General features: G+C 46.8%; 24 protein-coding genes. All 24 read right to left on the reverse strand.

Annotation, left to right across the window (positions count from 1 at the left end; genetic code table 11):
• Positions 1-82 precede the first annotated feature (82 nt).
• The 24 genes from PODO_RS22575 to mraZ all read right to left on the reverse strand — a co-directional run bounded on the left by PODO_RS22575 (position 83) and on the right by mraZ (position 25,472).
• Positions 83-865, reverse strand: a complete 783-nt coding sequence (locus PODO_RS22575) for a YlmH family RNA-binding protein (RefSeq protein ID WP_038572849.1) — start codon at positions 863-865, stop codon at positions 83-85.
• Positions 866-874: 9 nt separating this feature from the next.
• Complete coding sequence (locus tag PODO_RS22580) at positions 875-1,141, reverse strand: YggT family protein (protein WP_036683616.1); 267 nt, start codon at positions 1,139-1,141, stop codon at positions 875-877.
• 7 nt (positions 1,142-1,148) lie between these two features.
• Complete coding sequence (locus PODO_RS22585; protein WP_036683619.1) at positions 1,149-1,589, reverse strand: cell division protein SepF; 441 nt, start codon at positions 1,587-1,589, stop codon at positions 1,149-1,151.
• Between the two features lie 11 nt (positions 1,590-1,600).
• Entirely contained in the window at positions 1,601-2,287 is a 687-nt protein-coding gene (locus PODO_RS22590; RefSeq protein WP_038572851.1) for a YggS family pyridoxal phosphate-dependent enzyme, read from the reverse strand.
• 3 nt (positions 2,288-2,290) lie between these two features.
• Positions 2,291-3,148 carry a peptidoglycan editing factor PgeF gene (pgeF, locus tag PODO_RS22595; RefSeq protein WP_038572853.1) on the reverse strand — a complete coding sequence of 286 codons (858 nt, stop codon included), beginning with the start codon at positions 3,146-3,148 and terminating at the stop codon, positions 2,291-2,293.
• Between the two features lie 104 nt (positions 3,149-3,252).
• Positions 3,253-3,597, reverse strand: a complete 345-nt coding sequence (locus tag PODO_RS22600) for a YlmC/YmxH family sporulation protein (RefSeq protein WP_036683628.1) — start codon at positions 3,595-3,597, stop codon at positions 3,253-3,255.
• 130 nt (positions 3,598-3,727) lie between these two features.
• A complete protein-coding gene (sigG, locus tag PODO_RS22605; protein WP_036683631.1) occupies positions 3,728-4,510 on the reverse strand; it encodes an RNA polymerase sporulation sigma factor SigG in 783 nt (260 codons plus the stop codon).
• 78 nt (positions 4,511-4,588) lie between these two features.
• On the reverse strand, positions 4,589-5,311 hold the full coding sequence (gene sigE / locus PODO_RS22610) for an RNA polymerase sporulation sigma factor SigE (protein ID WP_036683937.1): 723 nt from the start codon (positions 5,309-5,311) through the stop codon (positions 4,589-4,591).
• 92 nt (positions 5,312-5,403) lie between these two features.
• Positions 5,404-6,351, reverse strand: coding sequence for a sigma-E processing peptidase SpoIIGA (gene spoIIGA / locus PODO_RS22615; RefSeq protein ID WP_036683940.1), 948 nt, complete (start codon positions 6,349-6,351; stop codon positions 5,404-5,406).
• Positions 6,352-6,620: 269 nt separating this feature from the next.
• Positions 6,621-7,742 (reverse strand): cell division protein FtsZ, encoded by a 1,122-nt coding sequence (gene ftsZ, locus PODO_RS22620; protein ID WP_036683633.1) that lies wholly within the window; start codon positions 7,740-7,742, stop codon positions 6,621-6,623.
• Between the two features lie 61 nt (positions 7,743-7,803).
• On the reverse strand, positions 7,804-9,066 hold the full coding sequence (gene ftsA / locus PODO_RS22625; RefSeq protein ID WP_036683637.1) for a cell division protein FtsA: 1,263 nt from the start codon (positions 9,064-9,066) through the stop codon (positions 7,804-7,806).
• A gap of 343 nt (positions 9,067-9,409) precedes the next feature.
• Positions 9,410-10,165 carry a cell division protein FtsQ/DivIB gene (locus PODO_RS22630; RefSeq protein WP_038572856.1) on the reverse strand — a complete coding sequence of 252 codons (756 nt, stop codon included), beginning with the start codon at positions 10,163-10,165 and terminating at the stop codon, positions 9,410-9,412.
• A 64-nt stretch (positions 10,166-10,229) separates the two neighbouring features.
• On the reverse strand, positions 10,230-11,513 hold the full coding sequence (gene murA, locus PODO_RS22635) for a UDP-N-acetylglucosamine 1-carboxyvinyltransferase (protein WP_036683642.1): 1,284 nt from the start codon (positions 11,511-11,513) through the stop codon (positions 10,230-10,232).
• A 206-nt stretch (positions 11,514-11,719) separates the two neighbouring features.
• Positions 11,720-12,832, reverse strand: coding sequence for an undecaprenyldiphospho-muramoylpentapeptide beta-N-acetylglucosaminyltransferase (murG, locus tag PODO_RS22640; protein ID WP_038572859.1), 1,113 nt, complete (start codon positions 12,830-12,832; stop codon positions 11,720-11,722).
• Between the two features lie 5 nt (positions 12,833-12,837).
• Positions 12,838-13,935, reverse strand: coding sequence for a stage V sporulation protein E (gene spoVE / locus PODO_RS22645; protein ID WP_036683647.1), 1,098 nt, complete (start codon positions 13,933-13,935; stop codon positions 12,838-12,840).
• A 49-nt stretch (positions 13,936-13,984) separates the two neighbouring features.
• Positions 13,985-15,406 (reverse strand): UDP-N-acetylmuramoyl-L-alanine--D-glutamate ligase, encoded by a 1,422-nt coding sequence (murD, locus tag PODO_RS22650; protein WP_036683650.1) that lies wholly within the window; start codon positions 15,404-15,406, stop codon positions 13,985-13,987.
• A gap of 3 nt (positions 15,407-15,409) precedes the next feature.
• Positions 15,410-16,375: a phospho-N-acetylmuramoyl-pentapeptide-transferase gene (gene mraY, locus PODO_RS22655; RefSeq protein ID WP_038572861.1), complete on the reverse strand. Its 966-nt coding sequence runs from the start codon at positions 16,373-16,375 to the stop codon at positions 15,410-15,412.
• Between the two features lie 21 nt (positions 16,376-16,396).
• Positions 16,397-17,803, reverse strand: a complete 1,407-nt coding sequence (locus tag PODO_RS22660; RefSeq protein ID WP_038572862.1) for a UDP-N-acetylmuramoyl-tripeptide--D-alanyl-D-alanine ligase — start codon at positions 17,801-17,803, stop codon at positions 16,397-16,399.
• Positions 17,800-19,287: a UDP-N-acetylmuramoyl-L-alanyl-D-glutamate--2,6-diaminopimelate ligase gene (locus PODO_RS22665; protein ID WP_038572864.1), complete on the reverse strand. Its 1,488-nt coding sequence runs from the start codon at positions 19,285-19,287 to the stop codon at positions 17,800-17,802. Before PODO_RS22665 ends, PODO_RS22660 begins: the two co-directional genes overlap by 4 nt.
• Positions 19,288-19,342: 55 nt before the next feature.
• Positions 19,343-21,268 (reverse strand): stage V sporulation protein D, encoded by a 1,926-nt coding sequence (locus PODO_RS22670; protein WP_036683661.1) that lies wholly within the window; start codon positions 21,266-21,268, stop codon positions 19,343-19,345.
• A 79-nt stretch (positions 21,269-21,347) separates the two neighbouring features.
• Positions 21,348-23,582 (reverse strand): penicillin-binding transpeptidase domain-containing protein, encoded by a 2,235-nt coding sequence (locus PODO_RS22675; protein WP_038572866.1) that lies wholly within the window; start codon positions 23,580-23,582, stop codon positions 21,348-21,350.
• A gap of 46 nt (positions 23,583-23,628) precedes the next feature.
• A complete protein-coding gene (locus PODO_RS22680; RefSeq protein ID WP_036683668.1) occupies positions 23,629-24,021 on the reverse strand; it encodes a septum formation initiator family protein in 393 nt (130 codons plus the stop codon).
• Between the two features lie 23 nt (positions 24,022-24,044).
• On the reverse strand, positions 24,045-24,998 hold the full coding sequence (gene rsmH / locus PODO_RS22685) for a 16S rRNA (cytosine(1402)-N(4))-methyltransferase RsmH (protein ID WP_036683671.1): 954 nt from the start codon (positions 24,996-24,998) through the stop codon (positions 24,045-24,047).
• 36 nt (positions 24,999-25,034) lie between these two features.
• On the reverse strand, positions 25,035-25,472 hold the full coding sequence (gene mraZ / locus PODO_RS22690; RefSeq protein ID WP_036683674.1) for a division/cell wall cluster transcriptional repressor MraZ: 438 nt from the start codon (positions 25,470-25,472) through the stop codon (positions 25,035-25,037).
• Between the last annotated feature and the right edge of the window lie 18 nt (positions 25,473-25,490).

The raw sequence follows: 25,490 nt of genomic DNA on the forward strand, positions 1-25,490 counted from the left end.
GTATCGGCGTCCAGCTTTAAAAATGTTTGATTCCCTCGAAATAATCAATTTCGACAAGTAAGACCGTATTCCTGCAAGGGATTCACACAAATTTACCAATCTGAACACGGTATCGGCCCTTTTTCGTCAAACTGCCGACCTCTAGCACCTTGAAGCGACCGAAACCTTGAATAGATACCATGTCACCATCCTTAAGACTGCAGGATGGGTCTTCCTCCACTTTCCAGTTTACCCGAACGCGTCCAGCCTTGATGGGAGCAAGAATTTTGCTTCGGCTAAGCCGTGTTACATCTGCGGCAATGCCATCCAATCGCAGGGACGCTACAGTCAAATCCATCACTTCCAGCTTAACCTCACTATTACGCAAGGCGGAAAGGGGTAATACTTCCGTACTTACCTGTATCCGGTGCACTCCAGTTAAATTCATAGCTAAATAATCTGCAATATCAGCAGCGACTACAACATGACAACCATCGTCCAGAACATGAATATCACCGATTTTGCCTCGTTTAACGCCCAGCCCCAGAATAGAACCCATGTAGTCCCCGTGCTCCAAGGCCAGAAACTTCTGCTCCCCTGAGGTTATCGCAAGCACCTTCAGCTCCATGTCTTCCTGATCCAGATCACGATAATCAGGGGCGACAAGCGCTCGCTTCCGCTCTGCCTCAGCATGTCCACCCTCCCATTTAACAATCACGTCAGGATGGCGGTTAACTAAAGTTTGCAGAATAAAACCTTGGCGGGGATCGAGAAATTCAGTTAATTTAGTCTCATGATATTCTCCAGCATTGGTAACCCATTCGAAGGCCTTGTCCACAAATTGACGTTCATCGGGATGAAAATGCCCGTAAACTTCGTTCTTCATCACAGATGCCTAAAAAATCAAATGCAGGATAGATTTAAGTCCGCCTGCTGCGAATTCCAAGACAAGTAATGCAATGATTGGAGAGATATCAAGTGTACCGAAGAGCGGTGGAATAAACCGTCTGAAAGGTGTTAAATACGGCTCTACGAGTTTGCTTAGCAGTTCTCCAATGAAGTTATCACGAACGTTGGGTAACCAGGACATTAGCACATAGAAAATAATCATGTAAAAATAGATATTAAACAAAATATCGATAATGTAATCAATTTGAAGCAAAGCCCATTCACCTCATTCTGTTATAGTCTTGATCGTCACCTAGGATTTCTGTAATGGAGCCTTGAATTTCAACAGTATCTGGAGTGCACATAAATATATTGCCCCCAATTTTAGAGATTCCTCCCCCAAGGGCATAAACAGTTCCACTGAGAAAATCAATAATTCTCATTGCTTGATCATTGCGAACACGCTGCAGGTTAATTACTACCGTCCGATGCGAACGGAGATGATCAGCAATCTCCTGTGCCTCATCATATGAACGTGGTTCATATAATACAACCTTGACATTTTTTTGCGAATGGATACTGACAACGTTGCCCCTTTGATTTTTGCGGGTTTCTACAGGGGCCGGCTCATACTCATCCTCTTCGTGGATTTGCTCCCGCTCCACAACTTCCTCTTCCTCCTGCAAGCCCAAAAAACTCATAAATCGGTTCATAACGCTCATCACGATCCCTCCTAATGGCCTACTAACACCGTACCCAGGCGTACCCAGGTAGCTCCTTCCTGTATCGCCACTTCAAAATCATTCGACATTCCCATGGACAACTCCGTAATCGGCTCAGGTGTCAAAGCAAGTTGATTAAGCTCATCGCGCAGCTCACGAAGTCCGCGAAATACAGGACGGGTAAGCTCTGGATCACCTTCTAAAGGTGCCATCGTCATAAGTCCAATTACCTTAACGCGGTCCAAACTAGCGATTTCACGTAAAAATCCAGGTACTGCCTCAGGTGACAGACCGAACTTCGTATCTTCGCCAGAGATATTCACTTGAAGAAACACATTCACTTCCTGATCGGCGGCAAGCGCCTTTTTGTGTAATTCTTGCGCCAGAGACATCCGGTCCAAAGAGTGTATATATTGAAATTTTCCAATAACGTCTTTAACCTTATTGGTTTGCAAATGCCCGATAAAATGCCATGTCCCTTTGTCCCCTAAAACCTTCCATTTGTGCTCAGCATCCTGCCAGCGACTCTCGGCAATATGCTCTAGTCCTGCCTCCAATACGGAGGATACCATTTCCAGAGAAACATATTTCGTCACTGCAATTACCTTGACGTCATTACGATCCCGGCCGCTTGCTGCGCAGGCACGTGCTACACGTTCCTCTACCTCAGCAATTCTCTCCTGCAGTGTTAAAGACAACTTTCAACTCTCCTTTATTCCGATCCAGCTCGTCATTCTGCCTGTAATACCGTTTTCTTTGCGATATGAAAAAAACAAATCACGATTACAGCTTGTACACCATGTTGTACATTCGATATGAGTCGGCAATATTCCTGCTTTTATCATAATGCGTCGATTCATTTCTTTCAAGTTTAGCAAGTATTTACTCTGATCAGTCTCTGAGGCTCTGTAAAGCTCCACAGCATCGAAAGTTTCTATACCCTCATTCAAGCTGCCCTCCAACTGGCGAACATGCTCCATCACATAATCATCCACCTCATAACAGCAGTCGCCAATGGATGGACCGATCGCTGCCACAATATCATGTGGATTGCTGCCGTATACCGTTTGCAGCTTATTCACCATGGCTGCGGCAATCTGAGCCACCGTCCCTTTCCAGCCTGCATGCGCAAGACCGACGACTCTACGCACGGGATCATAAAAATAAAGGGGCACACAATCCGCATAAAAAGAAGTCAACAAAACCCCGGGCACATCCGTCAGCAGACCGTCCGTGGCTTGAAATGCCGATGCTCTGTCCTGTTGTCCCCGCCCACGGTCTACTTCCTTTACCACAGCTATCTCTGCCCCATGGGTTTGTTCTCCACAGGTCCATGCTTCCGGTTTGAAATCAAGAGCTTCGGCAAGCGCTCTCCGATTGCTCAGGACAGCTTCAGGAGCATCCCCAACGTGAAACGCACAATTCAGGCTGTCATAGGGCGCCTTGCTAGCCCCTCCCTGTCTACCAGTAAACCCCGCTGTAATTTCGTTATGCTCCACTCGCCACGGCTCCAGATGGAGCAGCATAAGCATTTCTTTCCCCTGCACAAACGGTTCCATTTCCTCACCTCCGCCTTAGTGTACCACATGTAAATACCCGTACAAAGTGACGCTTAAGCCAGATCGCCTAAATTCTTAAATAAAAAAACAAAAAACGCACCTAATTAATAAGTGCGCCGTTCGCTGCGATCTCCCCGCTCCAGATACATCGTTTCCCGCTCTTCCTGTCCCGGAGACATCCGTGACTCTTCAATCTTCACGAGCACTACATCGGACCCGATCTTGACTATATTCCGCCATGGAATAATCAGATCTGTCCCGCCTCCGAACAATCCCATAAACCGAGTGTATCCGGGTATAACGATGGCATCTATGACACCACGGCGCAAATCAAGCTCCAGATCACTAATCTGCCCCAGCCGCTTGCCATCTACAATGTTGATAACATCCTTCGTCTGAAAATCAGAGATTTTCATTTTTTTGGCAGACCCTTGATAATCCTCGTTCATCTCACCACCCCTGTACAATCCGACCTATAGTCCAATATATGATACGGAAGCTTGTCTACATTCATTAAAAAGAGGAGATCGCCCAAAATCCTTAACCCGGATTCTGGAATATCTCCTCATGGCTACTGCTCTAAGATTTCACGTGTTTTTGCATTTGCTGAATCGCAGATTTCTCCAAACGTGAGACCTGTGCCTGTGAAATGCCAATCTCGTCTGCGACCTCCATCTGTGTTTTCCCTTCGAAAAACCGCATGGATAAAATTCGTTTCTCCCTTTGTCCTAACTTACGCATCGCTTCACGTAATGCAATTTCTTCGATCCACGACACATCCTTATTCTTATCGTCGCTAATCTGGTCCATTACATAAATAGGATCGCCGCCGTCATGATAGATCGGCTCGAATAAGGACACTGGATCCTGAATGGCATCAAGAGCAAATACAACATCTTCCTTCGGCACACCCAGCGCTTCTGATATTTCGAATATCGTCGGTTCCCGCGAGTTCTGATTGGTCAGACTATCACGTACCTGGAGCGCCTTGTAGGCGATATCTCTGAGAGAACGTGATACCCGAATCGGGTTGTTATCACGCAGGTAACGCCGAATCTCACCGATAATCATCGGAACTGCATATGTGGAGAATTTAACGTTTTGTGATAAATCGAAATTATCAATGGCTTTCATCAGACCGATGCAACCCACCTGGAACAAATCGTCAACAAATTCTCCCCTATTATTGAACCTCTGGATAACGCTTAGAACAAGTCTAAGATTACCGTTTACCAATTTCTCTCTGGCGGATCGCTCGCCCTGCTGCTGCAGCGAAGTGAACAGTTGCCGCATTTCCACATTCGTTAGAACAGGCAGCTTAGCAGTATCCACACCGCAAATCTCGACTTTATTACGGGTCATGATGATTTACCTCCCAAGGAGAAACATTACTGTACATTATCTCCCGGGCTCGCCATTTTATTCCTTGCTAATTTCACCTTACACCATCTTGTTAAACTCCTTGCGCAGCCGCTTGATAATTCTTTTCTCCAGCCGCGAAATATAAGATTGGGAGATGCCAAGCAGATCGGCCACATCTTTTTGTGTCTTTTCTTCGCCTCCGCGCAGGCCAAATCTCAGCTCCATAATGAGTCTTTCCCGGTCACTCAGCTTTTCCAGTGCCTTTTGCAGCAGCTTGCGATCAACCTGTTCTTCTATGTTCCGATAAATGGTATCATTTTCCGTTCCTAATACGTCAGAAAGCAATAATTCATTGCCATCCCAATCAATATTAAGCGGCTCATCAAAAGAAACCTCACTCCGTGTCTTGCTGTTCCGCCGCAGATACATCAAGATTTCATTCTCTATGCAGCGGGATGCATAAGTAGCCAGTTTTATTTTTTTCTCAGGATCAAAAGTGTTCACAGCCTTAATTAAGCCAATAGCGCCAATCGAAACCAGATCCTCGATATTGATGCCGGTATTCTCAAATTTACGAGCGATATATACTACCAAGCGAAGATTGCGCTCAATCAACATCGCACGAACAGCTGCATCGCCGCTAGACAGCCGCTGAAGCAGATATTCTTCTTCTTCCCGTGTCAGCGGTGGAGGAAGTGCCTCACTCCCGCCAATATAATAGATTTCCTGACTCTTCAGCCCTAGTAGAAACAGCATGCGGTAATATTGCAGCTGCAGAGCAATTTTCCATTTGACCATTATTTGTTCCTCCTCCAAGAAGTGCACGGTTCGCGTGTGAAGCTTTCAAATCCCGCTTTCAGCCATCAGAAGTTTGGTTCAGCTAGCTTTAAAGATTAGGAAGGCAGTGCTGCATCAATAGCGCTCTCTTTTTGAGTCAAATCAGGATGTATTACAGCCCGATAGGCTCCATCCCCCGACAATGTCCCACCATCCAGCCCGATCAAGACTCTTTTACAATAAAAGATATCTTCACCAAGCTTTATCGTCACCTGATCAGGCTTCAGTGCAAGCATAAATGATGCCCCCCGGTTAACTCCCCTGTAAGGCACCAGACGCATCCTGTCCTGCCAAGCAAACGACTGCCCGTCCGTTTCTAGTAAAAGTTTGTCCGCTCCGTCCTGAGTGAGTCTACCTTTCCATGTTTCAGGCAGATGTCCCTCCCAGAGCGAAGATTCCATAACCATCACCGGTATGCGGGTCAAAGGATCACAAAGCCGGTTACCTGTGTCTAGCAGGCCGGGACAGGAAACAGTCACTCCATCAATTTCTACTACCACCTCACCGATATAGGTTTCAAGCTGCTCCCTTCTGATTCGTGAGGAGTGCACTGCCTTGAAGCAGATTAACACCAGGGGAAATACTGCAATTACAAACCAAAAACCAATCTTTAAGCGGTAAGCATGCCCTCCTGAAGCAGTGAACATAATACCATTCCAAATATCACCGGAGCTCTGCAGCAAATAGTGAATACCTACAATCCCACCAGCAGCTGCGAAGTTGATAATATAAAAAGCTCCCATAGTGCGAAGGTAGCTTTGCAGACTCCCAAAACCAAAGGCAATCCATAGCATAACCACCGACAATCCAAACTTAATGAGGAAGGTATACATGAAAGACAACTCCGGCACAAACATCATCACCACATAGAGCGCACCAACCAGAGCTGAGAGGACTAGCCGCCACCATGATATCCTCAGCTTGACCATCCAGCCTGTCAGCCACAATAGAATTCCGTCGATCACTAGATTGGCGGCGAATATCAAGTCAATATAAACAACCAGTGCATTCACCTGCCTACTATGGCGGAATCTATCCTGTAGCCAAAATGGATCAGGCTCTGTTTTTTGGACGATATGATTAGTATAAAAAGTCTCGCTTTCAAAGTCTGTCTAAACTTGGGGGGCATTCTTGAGGTTTTTTTGTCGAGTTATAGCGTGGGAGGGTTTTATTCCTTCTGAACAGCATTTCACATAAAAAAAGCACCGCAGTACCCTAGCTCTATTAGCTGGATAATACGGTGCTTTCATATCTTCTTGATAAAAATATTTAACTAGTCGTTGTTGCTACGATTACGGTTACGCAGGAACGTCGGAATATCCAACTGATCTGACGTGTTCTGATTCCCGAACGGACGCAGATTAGCAGCGTTCTTATCCGGTGCTGCCGCTGGCTCGTTATTCGTCGAGACCGGACGACGTCCTGGAGCTTCAGGCGATGGTTTATGTTCAAAGCCAGTAGCAATTACTGTTACTTTGATATCATCCTTCAGGCCTTCATCAATTATCGCACCAAAGATCATATTCACTTCAGGATCAGAGGCGGATGTAACGATCTCAGCCGCTTCATTGACTTCGTATAGGGAGAGGTTAGATCCTCCCGTAATATTCATGATTACGCCGCGGGCGCCTTCAATAGACGTTTCCAAGAGTGGGCTCATGATGGCTTTACGTGCTGCTTCAGACGCACGGTTCTCACCATTTGCTATACCAATTCCCATAAGCGCTGAACCGCGCTCTGTCATGATCGTCTTTACATCCGCAAAGTCAAGGTTAATCAGACCAGGAACCTTAATTAGGTCAGAGATACCTTGAACAGCCTGCCGGAGAACATTATCTGCTTCACGGAAAGCTTCCAACATCGGTGTTTTCTTATCAACGATCTCAAGCAAACGGTCATTTGGAATGACGATTAGCGTGTCGACTTTTTCTTTCAAAGCTTCGATTCCAAGCATTGCCTGGTTATAACGTTTTCTTCCTTCAAAAGTGAACGGGCGAGTAACTACACCCACAGTCAGGGCTCCACATTCTCTAGCAATTTCAGCTATAACTGGCGCCGCCCCTGTACCTGTACCGCCACCCATTCCTGCAGTAACAAATACCATATCTGCACCTTTAAGGGTATTCGAAATCAGATCACGGGATTCCTCCGCTGCTTTCTTACCGACTTCAGGGTTGGCGCCTGCACCCAAACCACGGGTCAGCTTGTCCCCAATCTGCAGCTTGTGCTCCGATTTGGCCATATGCAACGCTTGGGCGTCTGTATTAACCGTAATAAATTCTACACCCTGAACGCCGTTTTCAATCATCCGGTTGACAGCATTACTACCTCCGCCGCCCACGCCGATGACTTTTATTTGCGCCAAGCTCTCCATTTCAAAATCAAATTCTAACATATTGTTCCATCTCCCCCTCAATGTGCTTGGATGGCCGGTCCAAGTATATCTGGACTTACACTTATATAAACTCGCTAAACATATTTTTTAGACGCTCCACAAATCCGGGCTTCTGAACAGTTTCCTGACTCGGAGTGGCGTTCTGCTTGCTCCGGTTGACCGTCTTTTTGTTGCTGCTTCCACCACTGTTTCTTGCTCGGAAACTACGGACAACATTATGCAGAATACCGACACCGCCGGTAAACCCAGGGTCCCGTACACCGATATAATCCGGCACGGCGATGCGTACAGATGCAGCCAGCTCGGTCTGAGCAGCCTTCAATACACCCGGCATCGAGACAGTCCCACCTGTAAGTATATAACCTCCAGGCAGTTCACTGTAACCAAGCCGTTTAACTTCTTGACGAATCAGGTGGAATATTTCTTGCACCCTTGGCTCGATAATTGCCGCCAGATCCTCTTGGTTAAATTCCTTCTCCACGTTACTGCCAATGCGCAATACCTTGAAGACAACGTCTGAGGCTGCATCGTCAATCCATGCGCAACCATATTTAAGTTTTACCTTCTCCGCTTGATCAGTAAGCGTCCGAAGTCCGTAGGCAATATCATTGGTTACGAATTCTCCTCCGATCGGAATCGTGGAGGTTGCACTAAGAGAACCCTCTTCGTATATGGCTATTGTTGTTGAGCCCGCACCAATATCAACCAGAACAGATCCCATCGATTTCTCGTCCTTGGACAGCGCCAATCCACCAGCTCCAAGAGACATCAGCACAAGATCCTTTACCTTCAGCCCTGATTTCTCAACACAGCGTAGTAGATTATGTATTGGCGTCTTAGCACCCGTAATGATTGTTGCCTCAACTTCCAGACGAACACCAATCATTCCGCGCGGGTCTTGAATTCCTTCAAGACCATCGACGATAAATTGTTTGGGAACAACATCAATCACTTCACGCTCCGGAGGCATAGCAATGACTTCCGCAGCTTTAATTACGCGATCGATATCATCATCGCCGATTTCACGATCCTCATTCTGAACGGCCACAACACCGTGGCTGGATTGCAGGCCAATATGATTACCGGAAATGCCTACATAAACCTCTGATATTTGAATACCCACCATCTGCTCTGCATGATCTATAGCACTTTTGATCGATTGCACAGTTTGGTCGATATCTACAATCGCGCCTTTACGTATTCCTTCCGAATCAGCAGATCCAACGCCAATAATATTAAAGGTTCCATTGGTAACTTCCCCAATTATTGCCCGAACTTTGGATGTACCGATGTCCAAACTAACAATGATGTCATTGTTGCTCAAGTCCTATGGCACCTCCTGTTATAATCATAATTAATTGCATTACCTTATCCCGGTCCCGGGAAACTTCTCTGTACATATTCAACATACCTAATCCTTTCCCTCTTTTTTCTACAAATTTTTTGAACGGAATAATATTCCAACATCCCCAAATGTGAATAGTTACTCATATGTTATTGTAAAAATAGCAATTATCACAAGAAATATCGGCCTAATTGGTCATTTCAACCAAATATAGTACTATATCTCAAAAAAATCGAAGAAAAAAGAGGGATATAGCTTCTTGCCCGTAACTCCGATTGTAGCATTTTTTTAACTCTATTAGTAGGGACTATTTACCTCCACACTACTCTTGCGCAACATCTTCTTCATCGCTTTCCACCTGAAAAGGAACATATGAATCGGCTTCTAGCATTTTAATGAGTCCAGGCTGTTCAGTCTCTATAATCTGATTCAAATAGGACACCTTGCTCTTTAGCAAAGAGATGGCTGTAATCACCTCAAAACGGGATCTAGTATAGAGCTTGATCCGGTCTGGAAAAGACAAGGTTGGCGAGGGAACAATCTCAGAGATATCACTTGTCAATTCATTAGGAATGCTTGCTAATGCTTGACAAAGCTTAGCCTTATTCGGATCTTCCGGGTCCCAGTTCGTTAATATAGGTTTCTCAACAGCAATTCCAGTCTCATTAACAGGCACTGCAGCTCCACTGGACAGAATCGCCTTTAAGAGGCCTCCCTGTTCCAGTTCATAAGCTACCGCAGGGAATTCCTCAATCTTTACTGTGATCACCCCGGGGAAATCCTTCTGCACGCTGACGTCTTTAATCGTCTTAAGCTTCAGCAGAGATTCTTCCACAGCTTTAGTTGATACAGCAAAGAATTGCCCACCTATTTTAATTCCACTTTGTGAGAGTAACTCTTCACTAGTAGAATACTTGCTACCTTGAAAATCTATCACTGTAATATGGCTAATAGACGATCTGAAAAAAATCACAGCAAGAAGCGCAGTGAACAGCAGCAGCAGGATCGCCGTAATCTTACGGCTCATTTTTTTCTTAGGCTTGTCCTCTTTAAGAAGAGGTAATCGGGTTGTAGTCATTCTCATATCTCCGTAATAAGGCCCTGTCTCCTTCTCTGAGAGATCTGGAAGGAGACAGGGAGCTTTAATTGGCCAAATCAAGTGGATCCGTTACAGGCACCTTACGGCTTATACGCGCGCCAAGCTTCTGAAACAGCTTCTCTATTCCATCATAACCACGGTCAATGTGATGCGCTTGCTCAACGACCGTAGTCCCTTGTGCAGCAAGCCCGGCAATGACCAGAGCTGCACCCGCCCGCAAATCAGTAGCTTCCACAGTAGCACCATACAATCTCTGAACGCCGCGAATAAACGCACGATTCAAATCGATAGAGATGTCAGCACCCATCCGGGCCATTTCTTCCACATGTTTGAACCGTCCCTCAAACACCGTTTCCTTGATCACACTAAAACCATCGGCGAGCGACAGCAGCACCATGACCTGAGATTGCAGATCCGTCGGGAAAGAAGGATAAGGAGAGGTTACGATTCTCTCAACCGCACGCGGACGTCCCATGCAGCTGACATTAATTATATCATTGCATACTGTGATTTGAACACCAGCCCGCTTAAGCACATGAATAAGCGAAGTCAGATGCCCGGCGTTCGTATGTGTCAAGGTCACATTCCCACGTGTAGCTGCCGCAGCAATCATTACAGTTCCAGCCACTATCCGGTCTGGGATTACCTCGTACGTACAGGGATATAAGTTTTTGACACCCTGGATCGTAATGGTATCCGTGCCTGCACCGATAATCTGAGCACCCATACTATTCAAAAATTGCTGTAGATCCTGTATTTCCGGCTCTCTTGCTGCTCCCGATATCGTCGTTGTCCCCTCTGCCTTGGCGGCAGCCATCATAATATTCTCCGTGGCTCCAACACTTGGATAGTCGAGATGAATATCACTCCCTACAAGCTTTGAGCCCCGACAGGATATTCGTCCGTTGCTTTCCTCGATCTCCGCCCCCAGTGCTTTAAGACCCTGCAAATGAAGATCGATTTTACGCTCCCCGATCGCACAGCCACCAGGCTGATAGATCGTTACCTCACCAAATCTGGATAACAGCGGTCCCATTAAAAAAATGGAAGATCTCATCTGCCGCATCAAATCCTCAGGTACATGAGATGTCCCCACGGCTGACGTATCTATCGTCACCGTATCCTCTTGATGCACGCACCTGCAGCCCAGCCGATCCAAGATGTCTAGCATAGTCTCGATGTCCAGCAGCTTCGGCACATTATGCAGTGAGTGAACTCCTTCGGCCAGCAGGCTTGCCGCTAGAATCGGCAGCGCCGCATTTTTTGCTCCATGGATACGAATGGTGCCTGACAGGGGACTTCCACCCTCAATCACCAATTTGTCCAATGTATCACCTCCGAGATTACCGCTCACCCACCACAAACACTTCCGATACAAGGTCATATGAAATGTACAAGATTATCCTGCACTACCTTTCAGGTTAGGAAGTGTTCTGGGTGATTGTCACGATTATAGGATTATCCTATGTTCGTTCCTCCAAGTGTGTGACAGAGAGCTGCCAATAAGGAAAATACCTCTCAAAGGTAAATGGCTTAAGACTGTTTACCGGCTAGTCTTCGGAGTTCGTTAGTGACAATGGCAGCAGAATCCCTTTTGCCCAGTCGTTTGGAAGCCTCAGACATTTTTTGGCGTACAGCTTCAGTTCCAATGATTGCTTGCACAGCTTCATAAAGCGCCTTACCATTCAAATCCTTCTCAAGCACCACCACAGCGGCCCCTTCGCGTTCCAGCTGTCTTGCATTCGCCTCTTGGTGATTGTTCGTCACATTAGGAGAAGGGATAAGTACAGAAGGAATACCCAGCGCTGTAATCTCAGCGAGAAAGGATGCCCCCGCCCGATTTACGATTAAGGAGGTACAAGCCAAGACCTCCGGCATATTGTGAACATAAGGTAGGACATGCAGCCAGTTCGGTGTGCTACCCAGCTTCTGACGCAATTCAGCACGGGTATCCTCAAAATAAGGCTCACCTGTAACGTAAACATAATGAACACCATTACCCTTACCCACAAATGGGGCCATTTCAATCATGGCTTTATTAATAGCCTTAGCCCCTTGACTACCGCCAACAACCAAAACAACCGTGCTGTTATCCGGAATGCCCAGCGAGGCAAACCCCCGTTGTGGACTAGCCGTAGTAACCGTCGTTGCCCGAGGATTACCTGTGTAGATTACGTGCTTACTCCCCGGAAAAGCAGATTCTGTCCCTTCAAAGCTTACGGCCACTGTACTCGCGTAACGACTTAGAAAACGATTTGTTAAACCAGGGATAGCATTTTGTTCATGGATCAAAGTTGGGATACCCAGCCGGGATGCAGCGTAAACGACTGGACCACATACATAACCGCCTGTACCAATTACAACATCAGGCTTAAACTCTCTTAACATTTCTTTGGAAGCCTTAACGCCCTTTAAAAAACGCATCACCGTCTTGACGTTGTCCATGGACAGCTTGCGCCGAAAGCCAGTGATGTCGATAGATTTGAAAGGGATATTCTCTTGGGGAACAAGCTTGCTCTCTAAGCCACGCGTTCCACCAATATACAGGAAGGTAGATTCACTATCTTCTGCTTCCAGTTGTCTAGCAACAGCGACTGCGGGATAGATATGACCACCCGTGCCTCCGCCGCTTAATACGATACGCATGTCTTTCACCTCGCATAACGGGATAAGTTCAATAGAATGCCCAGGGAGGTTAACATCAGTGTAAGCGAAGAACCTCCATAGCTAATCAGAGGAAGTGTGATGCCTGTTACAGGCATTAGACCGATGACCACACCAATATTAATAATGACTTGCACAGCCACCATACAGACGATGCCAACGGCCAAATAGCTTCCAAAACGGTCAGGCAGACTCATCGCCACCTTCATTCCGCGCCAGATTAGAATAAGAAACAGGATCAACACAGCCAAACCACCGATAAACCCCAGTTCCTCGGCCAATATAGAAAAAATAAAATCGGTCTGCGGCTCAGGTACATAACTGTACTTCTGCCGGCTCATTCCAAGTCCGAGACCCCCAAGCCCTCCAGGGCCAATCGCGTAGAGCGACTGAATAATCTGGTAGCCTGCACCGAGGGGATCGGACCAAGGATCAAGAAAAGCGGTTATCCGCTGCAACCGGTAAGGTGCTGCGGCAACCAAAGCAACAAACCCAGCCACGCCAGCTACTCCTAGTGAGAGTAGATGTTTCATTCTTGCCCCAGCTGTAAAGACCATCATCAAGGCTGCGCCAAACATAACGGTACCTGTACCCAGATCCGGCTGGAGCATAATCAGTGCAAAGGCTGATCCGATAAGCGCTAACGGTGGAAGTAAGCCACGAGTGAAGGAGGTGATATCATACTCTTCTTTTCCCAGCCAATTCGCCAGAAATAGAATCATCCCCATCTTCATGAACTCGGAGGGCTGAATCCCGAAGGAGCTGATTCCGAGCCAGCTGCGCGCTCCCCCGCGAACTACACCAATGCCGGGAATAAGCACCATAACGAGCAGGATAAAGCAGACAATCAGTGCCGGCTTAGCCAGCTTTTTTAACACTTTGTAGTCTGTATTCGCTGTAACAAACATTGCAACAAGTCCCAGTCCTGCAAACAAAAGCTGCCTCTTTACAAAGTAAAACGAATCTCCATAATTGCGGAAGCCCAAGACAGATCCGGCGCTGTATACCATCACCATGCCGATTACCAGCAAAGAAAGAATGGGAATCAGCAACCAAATATCGGGAGCATGACGAGTTTTGTTCATCAGGAGCACACCTCTTGCATCCGTAGTAGGGGCTTATCCACCCCCCTACTTAAAGGTTATGCACCGCCTCTTTAAAAATACACCCGCGCTCTTCATAGGATGTAAACATATCCCAACTAGCACATGCAGGAGACAGGAGAACGATATCTCCTTCTTCCGCCAGAGCGGAAGCTTCCCGCACAGCTGCTTGCAGCACGGCGGCGGCGCTCTCCCCATTATCGACGGAGATAATCTGCTTTAATCCTGCCAGCTGTGCTACATTTATTAGCTTGTCCTTGGTTTGTCCTAACGCCACCAAAGCTTTGACGCGTCCGCTCAGGACAGGCAGCAGCTCCATATAATCGGAGCCACGGTCTAATCCGCCAGCGATCAATACCACCGGACGCTGAAAAGATGTCAAAGCCGTAATTGTCGCTTTGGAGTTCGTTGCTTTGGAATTGTTGTAATAAGCGGCTCCAGCCTTATCAGCTACATACTCCAGGCGGTGCTCCACACCACGAAAAGAAGAAAGCACTTCGCTTAATAGAGAGGGGTCAGCTCCAGCGGCAATAGCAATTCCACAGGCAGCCAGCGCATTCCCCACATTAAAGCGACCCGGAAGAGCGATGGAATCCACATCCGCGATTATCGTTTCCTTGTCCGCAGATTCGCGATAGATAATGTGGCGCTTCAGCTCATCATCTTGCCCCGTAATATAGGACGGGCTAACAAATACTCCATGAGGCAGCTCCTCAAACAAGGAGAATGGAAGAATCGAAGCCTTCACATAGGGCACAAGTTCCCGGCAGACAGGATCATCCCAGTTCAGCACTGCTGTATCCGTAGCTAATTGATTAGCGAACAGCTTGGTTTTGGAATCCACATAATCTTTCATGCTTCCATGATAATCCAGATGAGTCTCTGCAATATTCAGCAGACAGCCTATCTTTGGCCGGAAGGTCTCCGTACCTTTGAGTTGAAAGCTGCTAAGCTCGACCACCATCCAGTTATCCTCTGTAGCCTCTTGTGCAGCCTGACAAAGAGGCGTACCAATGTTGCCCGCAACTATAGGGTTCATTCCCGCAGCTTCCAGCATATGGCCTACCCAGGTCGTCGTTGTCGTCTTGCCATTGGAGCCTGTGATGCCGATCATCGGCGCTGCACAAAGTCGATAAGCCACCTCTACCTCTGTGACCACTTCAATTCCAAGCTCAATTGCCTTTTGTACAGGGGGCGCAGAATAAGGAATGCCTGGATTTTTGATTACCAGACTTACACCTTCATGAATAAGTCCTTCCGGATGCCCGCCGCATATAACACAAATTCCCAAAGATTCCAATTCGGAAGCTTCGGGACTTTGATCTCTTTCCTTTTTGTCGTTAACCGTAACTATAGCGCCGCGTTCATGCAGCACTTTAGCCACCTGGACACCGCTTTTAGCAAGCCCAAGAACCACAACTTCTTCACCACGATACATATCTGGATGTTTCATTCTCTACAACCCCTTGCTAATAAATAGTCCCACAGCAGCCAACACCAAACTAACCGCCCAGAACGAAATTACCACACGCCACTCCGACCAGCCACCAAGCTCAAAATGATGGTGAATCGGGCTCATTCTGAATACACGTTTGCCACGGGTTTTAAATGAAACCACTTGAATCACGACGGATAACATTTCAATTACAAAGACACCGCCTATGATGAGAAACAGCAGCTCACTCTTCGTGACAATAGCAATAGCACCTATAGCACCACCAATACCAAACGAACCCGTATCCCCCATAAACACTTTAGCAGGGTGGGCATTGAACACAAGAAAGCCTAATACAGCACCAATCATTGCCGCAGCACATACACCTGCCGCAATAGACGTAGCTTGCATTGCCACCACCGCGTATGCGGCCAATGCAATGGCACTGACACCAGACAACAGTCCATCGACTCCATCTGTAAAGTTAACGGCATTCGTCACTGCCATCATCATAATAATGATGAATGGATAATAGAACCAGCCACCCCAATCAAAGCTGAAATCAGTACCTGGTACGCTGATATTTGTACTGTGTCCGGCATAAATCAGAAGACCGCACATCAGAGCACCAACCAGCAGCTGTCCAAATAACTTTTGACGTGCTGTGAGCCCTAAGGAACGCTTAAATACAATTTTGATATAGTCATCCAAAAACCCGATCAATCCAAAACCAAGCGTAGCTACGAGCAGTACGTAAAAATCTGTATTCACCACAGAAAATTTCAGATAAGACAAGGTAAAAGCTACGATAATCACGATACCGCCCATAGTCGGCGTTCCCGCCTTCTTCAAATGGGTTTGCGGTCCGTCATCTCGCACCTGCTGTCCGAATTTCATCCTGCGCAGAAGCGGAATGAAGAGCGGAGCGGCAATGACCGCAAGGATAAAGGAAACAGCAATAGTCAATAACAATAGTTGATAATCCATGGGTACACCCCCTCCAATGATTTAGGTCTGTTGAATATCTTTATTTAGGCTCTGAAGCACTTCCTCGAGCTTCATTCCTCTTGATCCTTTAAATAGAACAATATCCTTAGCACTGCATTTCTCTAGAAGGACAGCGGTTAGTTCCGCTTTATCTGTAAAAGCTTTTACGCGCTCTTTGCCGAATTTCTCTTCTGCTGCTTTGGCAATATGAACGGATAATGGTCCGTAAGTACATACAAAATCAGTTAATGAAGGGTCAAGGTAGTAGCCTATTTCTTGATGAAATTCTACTTCCTCCGGCCCAAGTTCCAGCATGTCCCCGAGCACAGCGATTTTATTGCCACTGCATTTCATAGATTGCAGGACATCTATAGCCGCCTTCATAGAAGTAGGGCTGGCATTATAAGCATCGTTTAAAAGCGTAAGTCCGGAGGAAGTCCGAATCACTTCAATCCGCATGCCCGTCAACTTGAGCTTGCTTAGACCGTCCTTCATATTCTGCTCCGTAACCCCATAATGACGAGCAACCGCTAGTGCAGCCAGAGCGTTAACAACGTTATGCTGACCTGGCAGCGGTAATGTAAAAGCATGTTCCTTATGACGGCTTGACGTGAACGTCATGCCACCAGTATGGGACATCATCCCTGTTGGATAATCATCATTATCCTCATTTAGACCAAAACGGAAGGTTCTCATCCCTTCTGGAGCCTTAAAAGTGGACTCTTGCATTACCTCAGTCAGCAGCGGTTCGTCACCGTTATAAATCAGCAGTCCCCCCGGCTTCAGCCCCTCGGCAATCTCCAGCTTGGCGCGGGCTATTTCTTTACGTGACCCCAGCTGCAGTAAATGCGACTCGCCTACATTAGTAATTACCGCTACGTCAGGTTCAGCCAAAGAAGCCAGCAGAGCAATTTCTCCCCGCGAGCTCATCCCCATTTCAAGTACAGCGATCTCTGTATCCTCAGCCATGGATAAAATAGTAAGCGGAAGACCGATATGATTATTGAAATTCCCCGCTGTCTTGTGCACTTTGAACTGCACTTCAAGCAGAGACATAATGATATCTTTTGTTGTTGTTTTCCCGTTGCTGCCCGTAACAGCGACAACCTGCGGAGCCACTTCCTTCAGATAAGCAGCGGACAACTTCTGGAGAGCCTCCAGCGTATCTTCAACAATAATAACTCCGCCACCTTCAGGTACCGGTCCTTTATCGCGTTGCCACAAGGTTGCGCCAGCACCAGCAGCCAGTGCTGCGGCAGCATAGTGGTGACCATCGAATTTGTCTCCAGATAGAGGCACAAACAGGCAGCCGGGTGTGATCTTACGGGAGTCGGTAACGACTCCCGTAAGGGTTGTATTCATAGCTTCGACAGCAGCAGGTTCCCCTGCGCACATGGCAGCAATATTTTCAAGCGTTCTTGTAATCAATAGTTTCGGCCCCTTATAACTTCTTTAGCGACGATGCGGTCATCGAAATCATGAACCACTCCGCCAATCAGTTGATAGGTCTCATGACCTTTCCCCGCAATCAATACTACATCGCCAGGGCTTGCCATTTCAATAGCCTTCCCGATAGCTTCTCGGCGATCAACAATCATATGATACCGGTCAGAGGTGACTCCATCCTCTACTAGTCCTGCTTCTATATCCTTCAAGATTAGTTGAGGGTCCTCCGTCCGAGGGTTGTCAGAAGTTACGAATACCATGTCGCTATATCGTGCAGCGATCTTCCCCATTAATGGACGTTTCGTCCGGTCTCTGTCTCCGCCACAGCCAAACACTGTAAGCACTTTGCCGGTAGCAAATTCGCAGACCGTCTTTAATACATTCTCTAGCCCGTCTGGTGTATGTGCGTAGTCAACGATAACAGCAAATTCCTGACCTTCATCCACTGACTCCACCCGTCCAGCTACACCATCGATTGCCTCAAGACTAGTCTTGATATCAGCCAGAGAGACATCTTCCAATAAAGCAGCTGTAATCGCCGCGAGTGCATTGTAGACATTGAACTTTCCAACCATACGGAGCGAAATGTCCGTCTTCCCCTTAAACGTATCCACATGGAAAAAAGTTCCTTTTGCAGTGATCGATATTTGCGAAGCTCGGACATTAGCGTTGTTATCAATGCCATATGTAATCACTTCCGCCGCAGTTTGGGCTGCAAAATATTGACTGGCTTCATCATCCGCGTTCAACACCGCATATTTGCGTTCTTCCTTCCACGGAGAGATCACATTTCCTAATCTGGAGAAAAAGAGCCCTTTAACCGCCCGATACTCCTCCATTGTATGATGATAATCCAGATGATCTTGGGTTAAGTTCGTAAAAATTGCCGTACGGAAGTCCGCACCCTTCACACGTCCTTGCTGAAGTGCGTGAGAGGATACTTCCATTACGCAACATTCCACACCTTTGGAAGCCATATCATGAAGGGACCGCTGCAGATCTAGCGACTCCGGAGTTGTGCCTGACATAGGGTAGCTTTTGCCGTCATAGCGCATTTGAATCGTTCCAATCAGACCTGTCTTCATATTCTGATCCTGCATAATCCGCTCAATGAGATAAGTCGTTGTTGTTTTGCCGTTTGTGCCCGTCACCCCGATCATTCTCATCCGGCTGCTAGGTGAGCCAAAGAAAGCATTCGACATGACAGACATCGCAAACCGGCAGTCATCCACAACAATCTGCGGGATATCAAGCTCCAGCTTGTGCTCACATACAATAGCCGCCGCTCCGGAGGCTACTGCTTGCGGCGCATATTTGTGCCCGTCCACGGTGTGGCCAGGCAAACAGATGAATAGATCTCCCGGGCCTACACGGCGGGAATCCGTCTGAAGATCAGTAATCTCCACATCTCCATCCCCGTATAGTTGCGAAGTAGCAAGACAAGCAGATAATTCGTTAACTTTCATAGTAATCCCTCACTCTACATTTTCGGATACGAGCTGAAACCTTATACCTTAATCATTATTCACTAGATGCTCCCATATAAATCCTGATGGTTGAGCCCTGTTCTACTCTGGCCCCAGCCTTAGGAGCTTGATTGATGACCGTATTTCCTGTGCCTGAACGTGCAAGATTAAAATTCATATTTAAATCCTCATAGATATCCTGCACCGTTGCTCCGGTAAGATCAGGTACGGTCACTATCGGAGTTTCGCCATACTTATAAGTTTTGGGAAGCTGATCACTGCGCTCCGGAACCTTCATATAGTGCAGTGAGTCTTCCAAAATATTTTGCACGATTGGAGCTGCAACCACACCCCCAAATTGAATCCCTTTCGGATTATCCACGGCAGTGTACACAACGATCTGAGGATCATCCGCTGGCGCAAAGCCAATAAAAGAAACAATGTGCTCTGTTGGAGAATAACGTCCATTTACAACCTTCTGTGCAGTACCCGTCTTGCCACCTACACGATAGCCGTCAATAAAAGCCGGCCGTCCTGTGCCTTTGGCAACCACGCTCTCAAGTGCTGCCCGCACCTTCTTGGATGTTTCCTCCGAAATGACCTGCCGCACAAGCTCTGGCTTCACCTCTGATACAGTCTCTCCCGTAACCGGGTTAACCCATGCTTTTGTTACATGCGGTTTATAGAGATTACCGCCGTTGATAGCCGCGGATACCGCAGCAATCTGCTGAATAGGCGTAACCGAAACCCCTTGGCCGAAGGCTGTAGTCGAAAGCTCTACCGGACCTACTTGACTGAGCTTGAACAGAATGCCATTAGCTTCCCCATTCAGATCAATTCCCGTTTTACTGCCAAAACCAAAATCACGAATATATTTGAAAAGTGATTCTTTTCCCAGCCGTTGCCCTAAGGCGACAAACCCAGGGTTACAGGAGTTCTCAACTACCTGTAAAAAGGTTTGACTACCGTGGCCGCCCTTTTTCCAGCAGCGCAGCTTTGCGCCCGCTACCTCGATAAAACCCGGATCATAGAAATGATCGTTCTGAAGATCTACTTTACCTTCCTGCAGCGCAGCAGCCAGAGTAATGATTTTGAACGTTGAACCAGGTTCATAGGTCATCCAGATAGGCAGATTCCGGTTGTAAATCTGCGCATCATATTCCTTGTATGATGCTGGTTCATACCCCGGTCTGCTAGCCATGGCTAGTATCTCACCATTCTTCGGATTCATAGCTATAGCCCAAGCACCCTGCGCCTGATATTTTACCATAGCCTGATCCAGCTCACGTTCCATAATGGACTGGATCTGTTTATCAATCGTCAGCTCCAGATTAAGTCCGTCTTGAGGGGCAGAATATTTCTCAGATGAGCCAGGCATAAGTCTTCCGCCTGCATCAGACAAATAAGAAATATTGCCGGCTATGCCTTTGAGCAGATTGTCATATATACTCTCTACTCCTGTAATACCCTGGTTATCTATACCTGTGAAGCCTAAAATATGCGCGGCTAAATCGCCGTAAGGGTAATATCTTTTGCTATCCTCAGCGACAACGATGCCCGGCAGCTGCAAATCACGGATGCTCGCGGCAAGATCCATCGTAATTTTGCGGCCGCCGGGCTGAAGTTTCACCGACATTTCTTTTTTGGACAGCAATGTCATCAGCTTCTCCTCAGTCATCCCAAGCAGTGGAGCTAATTGCTGTGCTGTCTTTTGCTTCTCTTTTACCTGCACCGGTACTGCATACACTGTAGGTGTGGTGATATTAGAAACGAGCGGCACACCTTCACGATCCATAATTTCACCACGTTTAGCGGTAAAAGGAATATTGCGGCGCAAGGAATCTTCTACCTTCGCAGTCAATTCCTCGCCTTGAGATAATTGCACATACGCAAGACGCACGACCAGCGAACCGAATAACACTGCCAGTCCCAGCAATGTCCACAGCATTCTCCGCCGTGTTACGACTTTGGAAACCTTCATTCCGTTCTCCCCCACTTTCAACAATAGACATGAGCTCTTATCTTCATGACTATTCGGGACAAACAGGGGTTAGAACAAGCTATGTTCCGCTCTCGGAATCTGTCCCCTCATCAGCAGGCGGGGCCACGGGAATATCTTCGCCATAATCATTTAATGGCTTCATTTTCAAAGTGACCAAGGTCTTGCCATTTTGCGTTCCTACAATCTGTTCTGAGACGTAACCTTCTCCGTCTACCGCAATCTCTACTTTTAGTAGAGTTAGAATTTCAAGTGCATCACGCAGGGATTCCCCTTTTAAATCTGGAATGGTAGGCTGAGCCCCCTGCGGACTTAATAAATAGATCCGTTGCCCTGTAGCAAGCTTCGTACCTGCCTCAGGATATTGACTCTCTACAGCAGATCCTTCTCCGACCACTACATAATCGAAGCCTTGATCCAAAAGTGCTTCTCTTGCTTCCTTCATCGTCTTGTCTGTTAGATCTGGTGTAGTCCGAAGTGCGACTGTTTCAGTCTTAGCCGGCTTTTTGCTGCTGCTATCACTAGCCTCAGACGCCAGCTTAGGTACTCCCATGTATTGCAGAGACTGGGATACAATCTCTTTAAATACTGGAGCAGCTGCCTTACCGCCGCCAACCTCAACGTTCGGTTCGTCAATAATGACAATAACAGCGATCTTTGGATCATCAACAGGAGCATAACCAATAAAGGAGACAAGTACTTTGGATTTCACATAATCCTTACCTTCAACCTTGATAGCCGTTCCTGTCTTTCCTGCCACGCGATAGCCGTCAATATAAGCGTTACGCCCTGTTCCTTTTACTTGGTCAGCAACAACCTGCTCCAAATATTCACCCGTTTTCTTGGCGCTTTCCTCATCAATCACCTGACGCACTACACTAGGCTCAGTAACCTTTGTCTCACCAGTGTTAGGGTTTGTGACCTCCTTAACTACATACGGAGTCATCAACTTCCCCCCATTAGCGATAGCAGATACGGCAACGAGCTGCTGAAGTGGGGTTACTAGCACTTTTCCGTGTCCATATGCGAGTGTCGCAATTTCTATAGGACGTCCAACATTAGGGTTAACGACCCCGCTTGCTTCTCCTGGCAGATCGATTCCCGTTTTCTCATTGAAGCCAAAATCATTGATATACTGTAATAGCTTGTCCTGTCCGAGCATTTCATATAGCTTAACGAATAGAACGTTACTAGAACGTTTCACACCTTCAAGAAAACTGATTTGCCCCCATCCAGCATGATTAATATCATGCAGTGCCTTACTATATCCCTTTATCCGGATGGACCCGGACAAAAATGTCGCAACAGGATCAAAAAGCTTCTCTTCTACTGCGGCGGCAAGCGTTACAATTTTGAAGGTGGAACCAGGCTCATAAGTAGATTTAATAGCATGATTATAGAATCCTGCCCCTTCAGCCCCGGTCTTCCAAAATTCATTTGGATTATAGGTAGGCATGTTGGCTAATCCCAAAATCTCCATCGTGTTCGGATCAGCAGCAATGACACTCATACTTTTTGGCTTATATTGCGCATACGCCTTTTGCATGGCCTCTTCTATATAATGCTGGATCGTACTATCGATTGTAAGCTTGAAATTACTTCCATTTACTACTGGCTTATAGGTATCTTGTGAATCCGGCAATTTTACCCCTTGACCGTCACTTTGATAAAGCAGCTTGCCATCGGCACCCTTAAGCTCCGTATCAAAGTATTTTTCCAGTCCCATGATAGCATTGCCGTCCCTATCTGTATAACCTAAGATATGTGCAGCTAATTCATCTTTTGGATAATATCGTTTCTGCTCTCTAACAAGCCCAATACCGGTCTCTTGAATTTTATGTTCTTTACCTAGGGCTACATAAAATTCTTTCACCTTATCGGCAAGCTCCTGATCAATCTTCCAGCCTTCATTACGTATTTCACGGTTCTTGAGGTAAGCACCCGTCTTTTCGTCCTTGGCTTCAACCAGCTTACGCAGCTCATCCTCTGGTTTGCCTAGCAATTCGTGTAATCCTGTGATGACCTCTTCCCCAATGCCTTGTTGTTGAATCACTTCAGGATTCACCACCACGGTATAAGCAGGGACATCGCTAGCGAGCACACTCCCGTTACGGTCAGAAATCGTACCTCGCTCCGCTTTGATAGTTGAGGTATGTGCCCAAAGTGTGGCGGCCTTTTCCTGCCATTCCTCACCTTGCATAACTTGAATCCAGAACACTCTAACGATCAAAACAAGAAAAAAGAGGGTAATACACCCTCCTATAAACAGCGTGCGAAGTTTTATTCTTTTCAGCATAAGCGAACCTCACAACTTTTTTTATTGCGATCTTGCCAATCGCTCACTAATTATCACCTGGAGTCGTTGCCGAGCTTGCCGGAATATAGATTGTTGCATTCTCATCCGGAGACACATAACCAAGATCCCGTGCTTTTTGGGCGACTTTCTGCTCTAGATTCTGCTTTTCCATCTGATACGTAGAAATCTGCTTCTTGGCTGTTGCAATATCCTGATCTAATTTCTGAGCCTGCAAGTTCAAATCATAAATTTGGACGTAACGTGAAATCAGGGTGATCGCCACCAGAACGCATACTCCTAGCGTCAGCATATACAAAAGTTTCTCTTGCAGCGGAAGTACTCTTCGTCTGGTAACTACTTTTGTCTTCTCGCGGTAAAGGGGGTTTACCTCTTCTTTTCTTTTGGGCTGAACTGCTAAATTGCCGCGGGTATAGGCCATCTCTGACTCTCCTTTATCGTCAATTACAATTTTTCTGCAATGCGCAGCTTAGCTGAGCGGGCTCGGGTATTAAGCTCAAGCTCTTCTTCAGAAGGCACAAGCGGTTTACGATTGATTAACTTAAGCGTGCCTTTCGCGCCGCATACGCAAAACGGAAAGTCAGGCGGGCATGTACATCTGCTTAAATAGCTGCTAAAAATTTGCTTGCAAATTCGGTCTTCGAGCGAATGAAAGGTGATGACGGATACTCTGCCTCCTGGTGCAAGGCAACGTACTGCACTATGTAGCCCTTCTTCAAAAGCACCCAATTCGTCATTCACAGCAATCCTTAATCCTTGAAAGCTACGTTTAGCGGGATGCCCTCCTGTTCTTCGAGCAGCTGCCGGGATACCTTCCTTGATCAGTTCTGCTAATTCTCCTGTTGTCTCAATAGGAGCTTCTTCTCTTCTGTCTACAATTTTTCTAGCGATTCTCCGCGAGAATTTCTCTTCTCCATATTGGAAAAGAACACGGGCAATCTCCTGCTCGGACCATGTATTCACAATTTCAGCAGCCGTCAAAAGTGCTGACTGATCCATGCGCATGTCCAGCGGAGCATCATGATTGTAACTAAAGCCTCGTTCCCCTTCGTCAAACTGGGGAGAGGATACGCCAAGATCAAAGAGCACTCCATCTACTTGGGGAATACCATCTGTTTGTGGCACAAAGGGCACATCCTTAAGTACACTCTCCAGATCACGGAAGTTAGTCTTAATAGTCACAACCTTGTCTCCGTATTCCGCTAATCTTTCTTTTGCGTTCTCCAAAGCCCAATCATCTTGATCCAAACAGATTAAACGGCCTTCGCCGCTAAGCTTGGAAGCGATAAGTGAGCTGTGTCCCGCTCCACCGAGAGTGCAATCTACATAGATTCCGTCTTTTTTGATGTGCAGCCCTTCTGTCGCTTCTTCCTTAAGCACCGTGATGTGGTGAAACAAGCTGCATCCCTCCAGGACAGTATTCGTTATTGTGTTTTATAGATCAAAATTGAAATCCACCAATTTCTCAGCGATTTCGTTGAACGATTCCTCGGACTGTTCGAAGTACTGTTCCCAAAGCTCTTTGTTCCAGATTTCCACCCGGTTCGAAACGCCCAGAATGACACAGTCTTTGTCCAGTTTGGCATACTGCCGTAAATTAGCCGGCAGATTTACCCTTCCCTGCTTATCCCAAACACATTCAGTTGCACCTGAGAAAAAAAAGCGGCTAAATGCGCGGGCATCTGATTTCATCAGCGAAAGGCTTTTAAGCTTTTGTTCCATGATTGCCCATTCTTCCATGGGATAAACAAACAGGCAGGAGTCTAGGCCGCGGGTCGTCACGAAGGAGGTTCCGAGCAATTCACGGAGTTTAGCCGGAATAATGATTCGGCCTTTGTCGTCAATGCTGTGTTGATACTCTCCCATGAACATCCTTTTTCCCACCCCTAA

It is taken from the genome of Paenibacillus odorifer (assembly GCF_000758725.1).
GTDB lineage: Bacteria > Bacillota > Bacilli > Paenibacillales > Paenibacillaceae > Paenibacillus_AQ > Paenibacillus_AQ odorifer.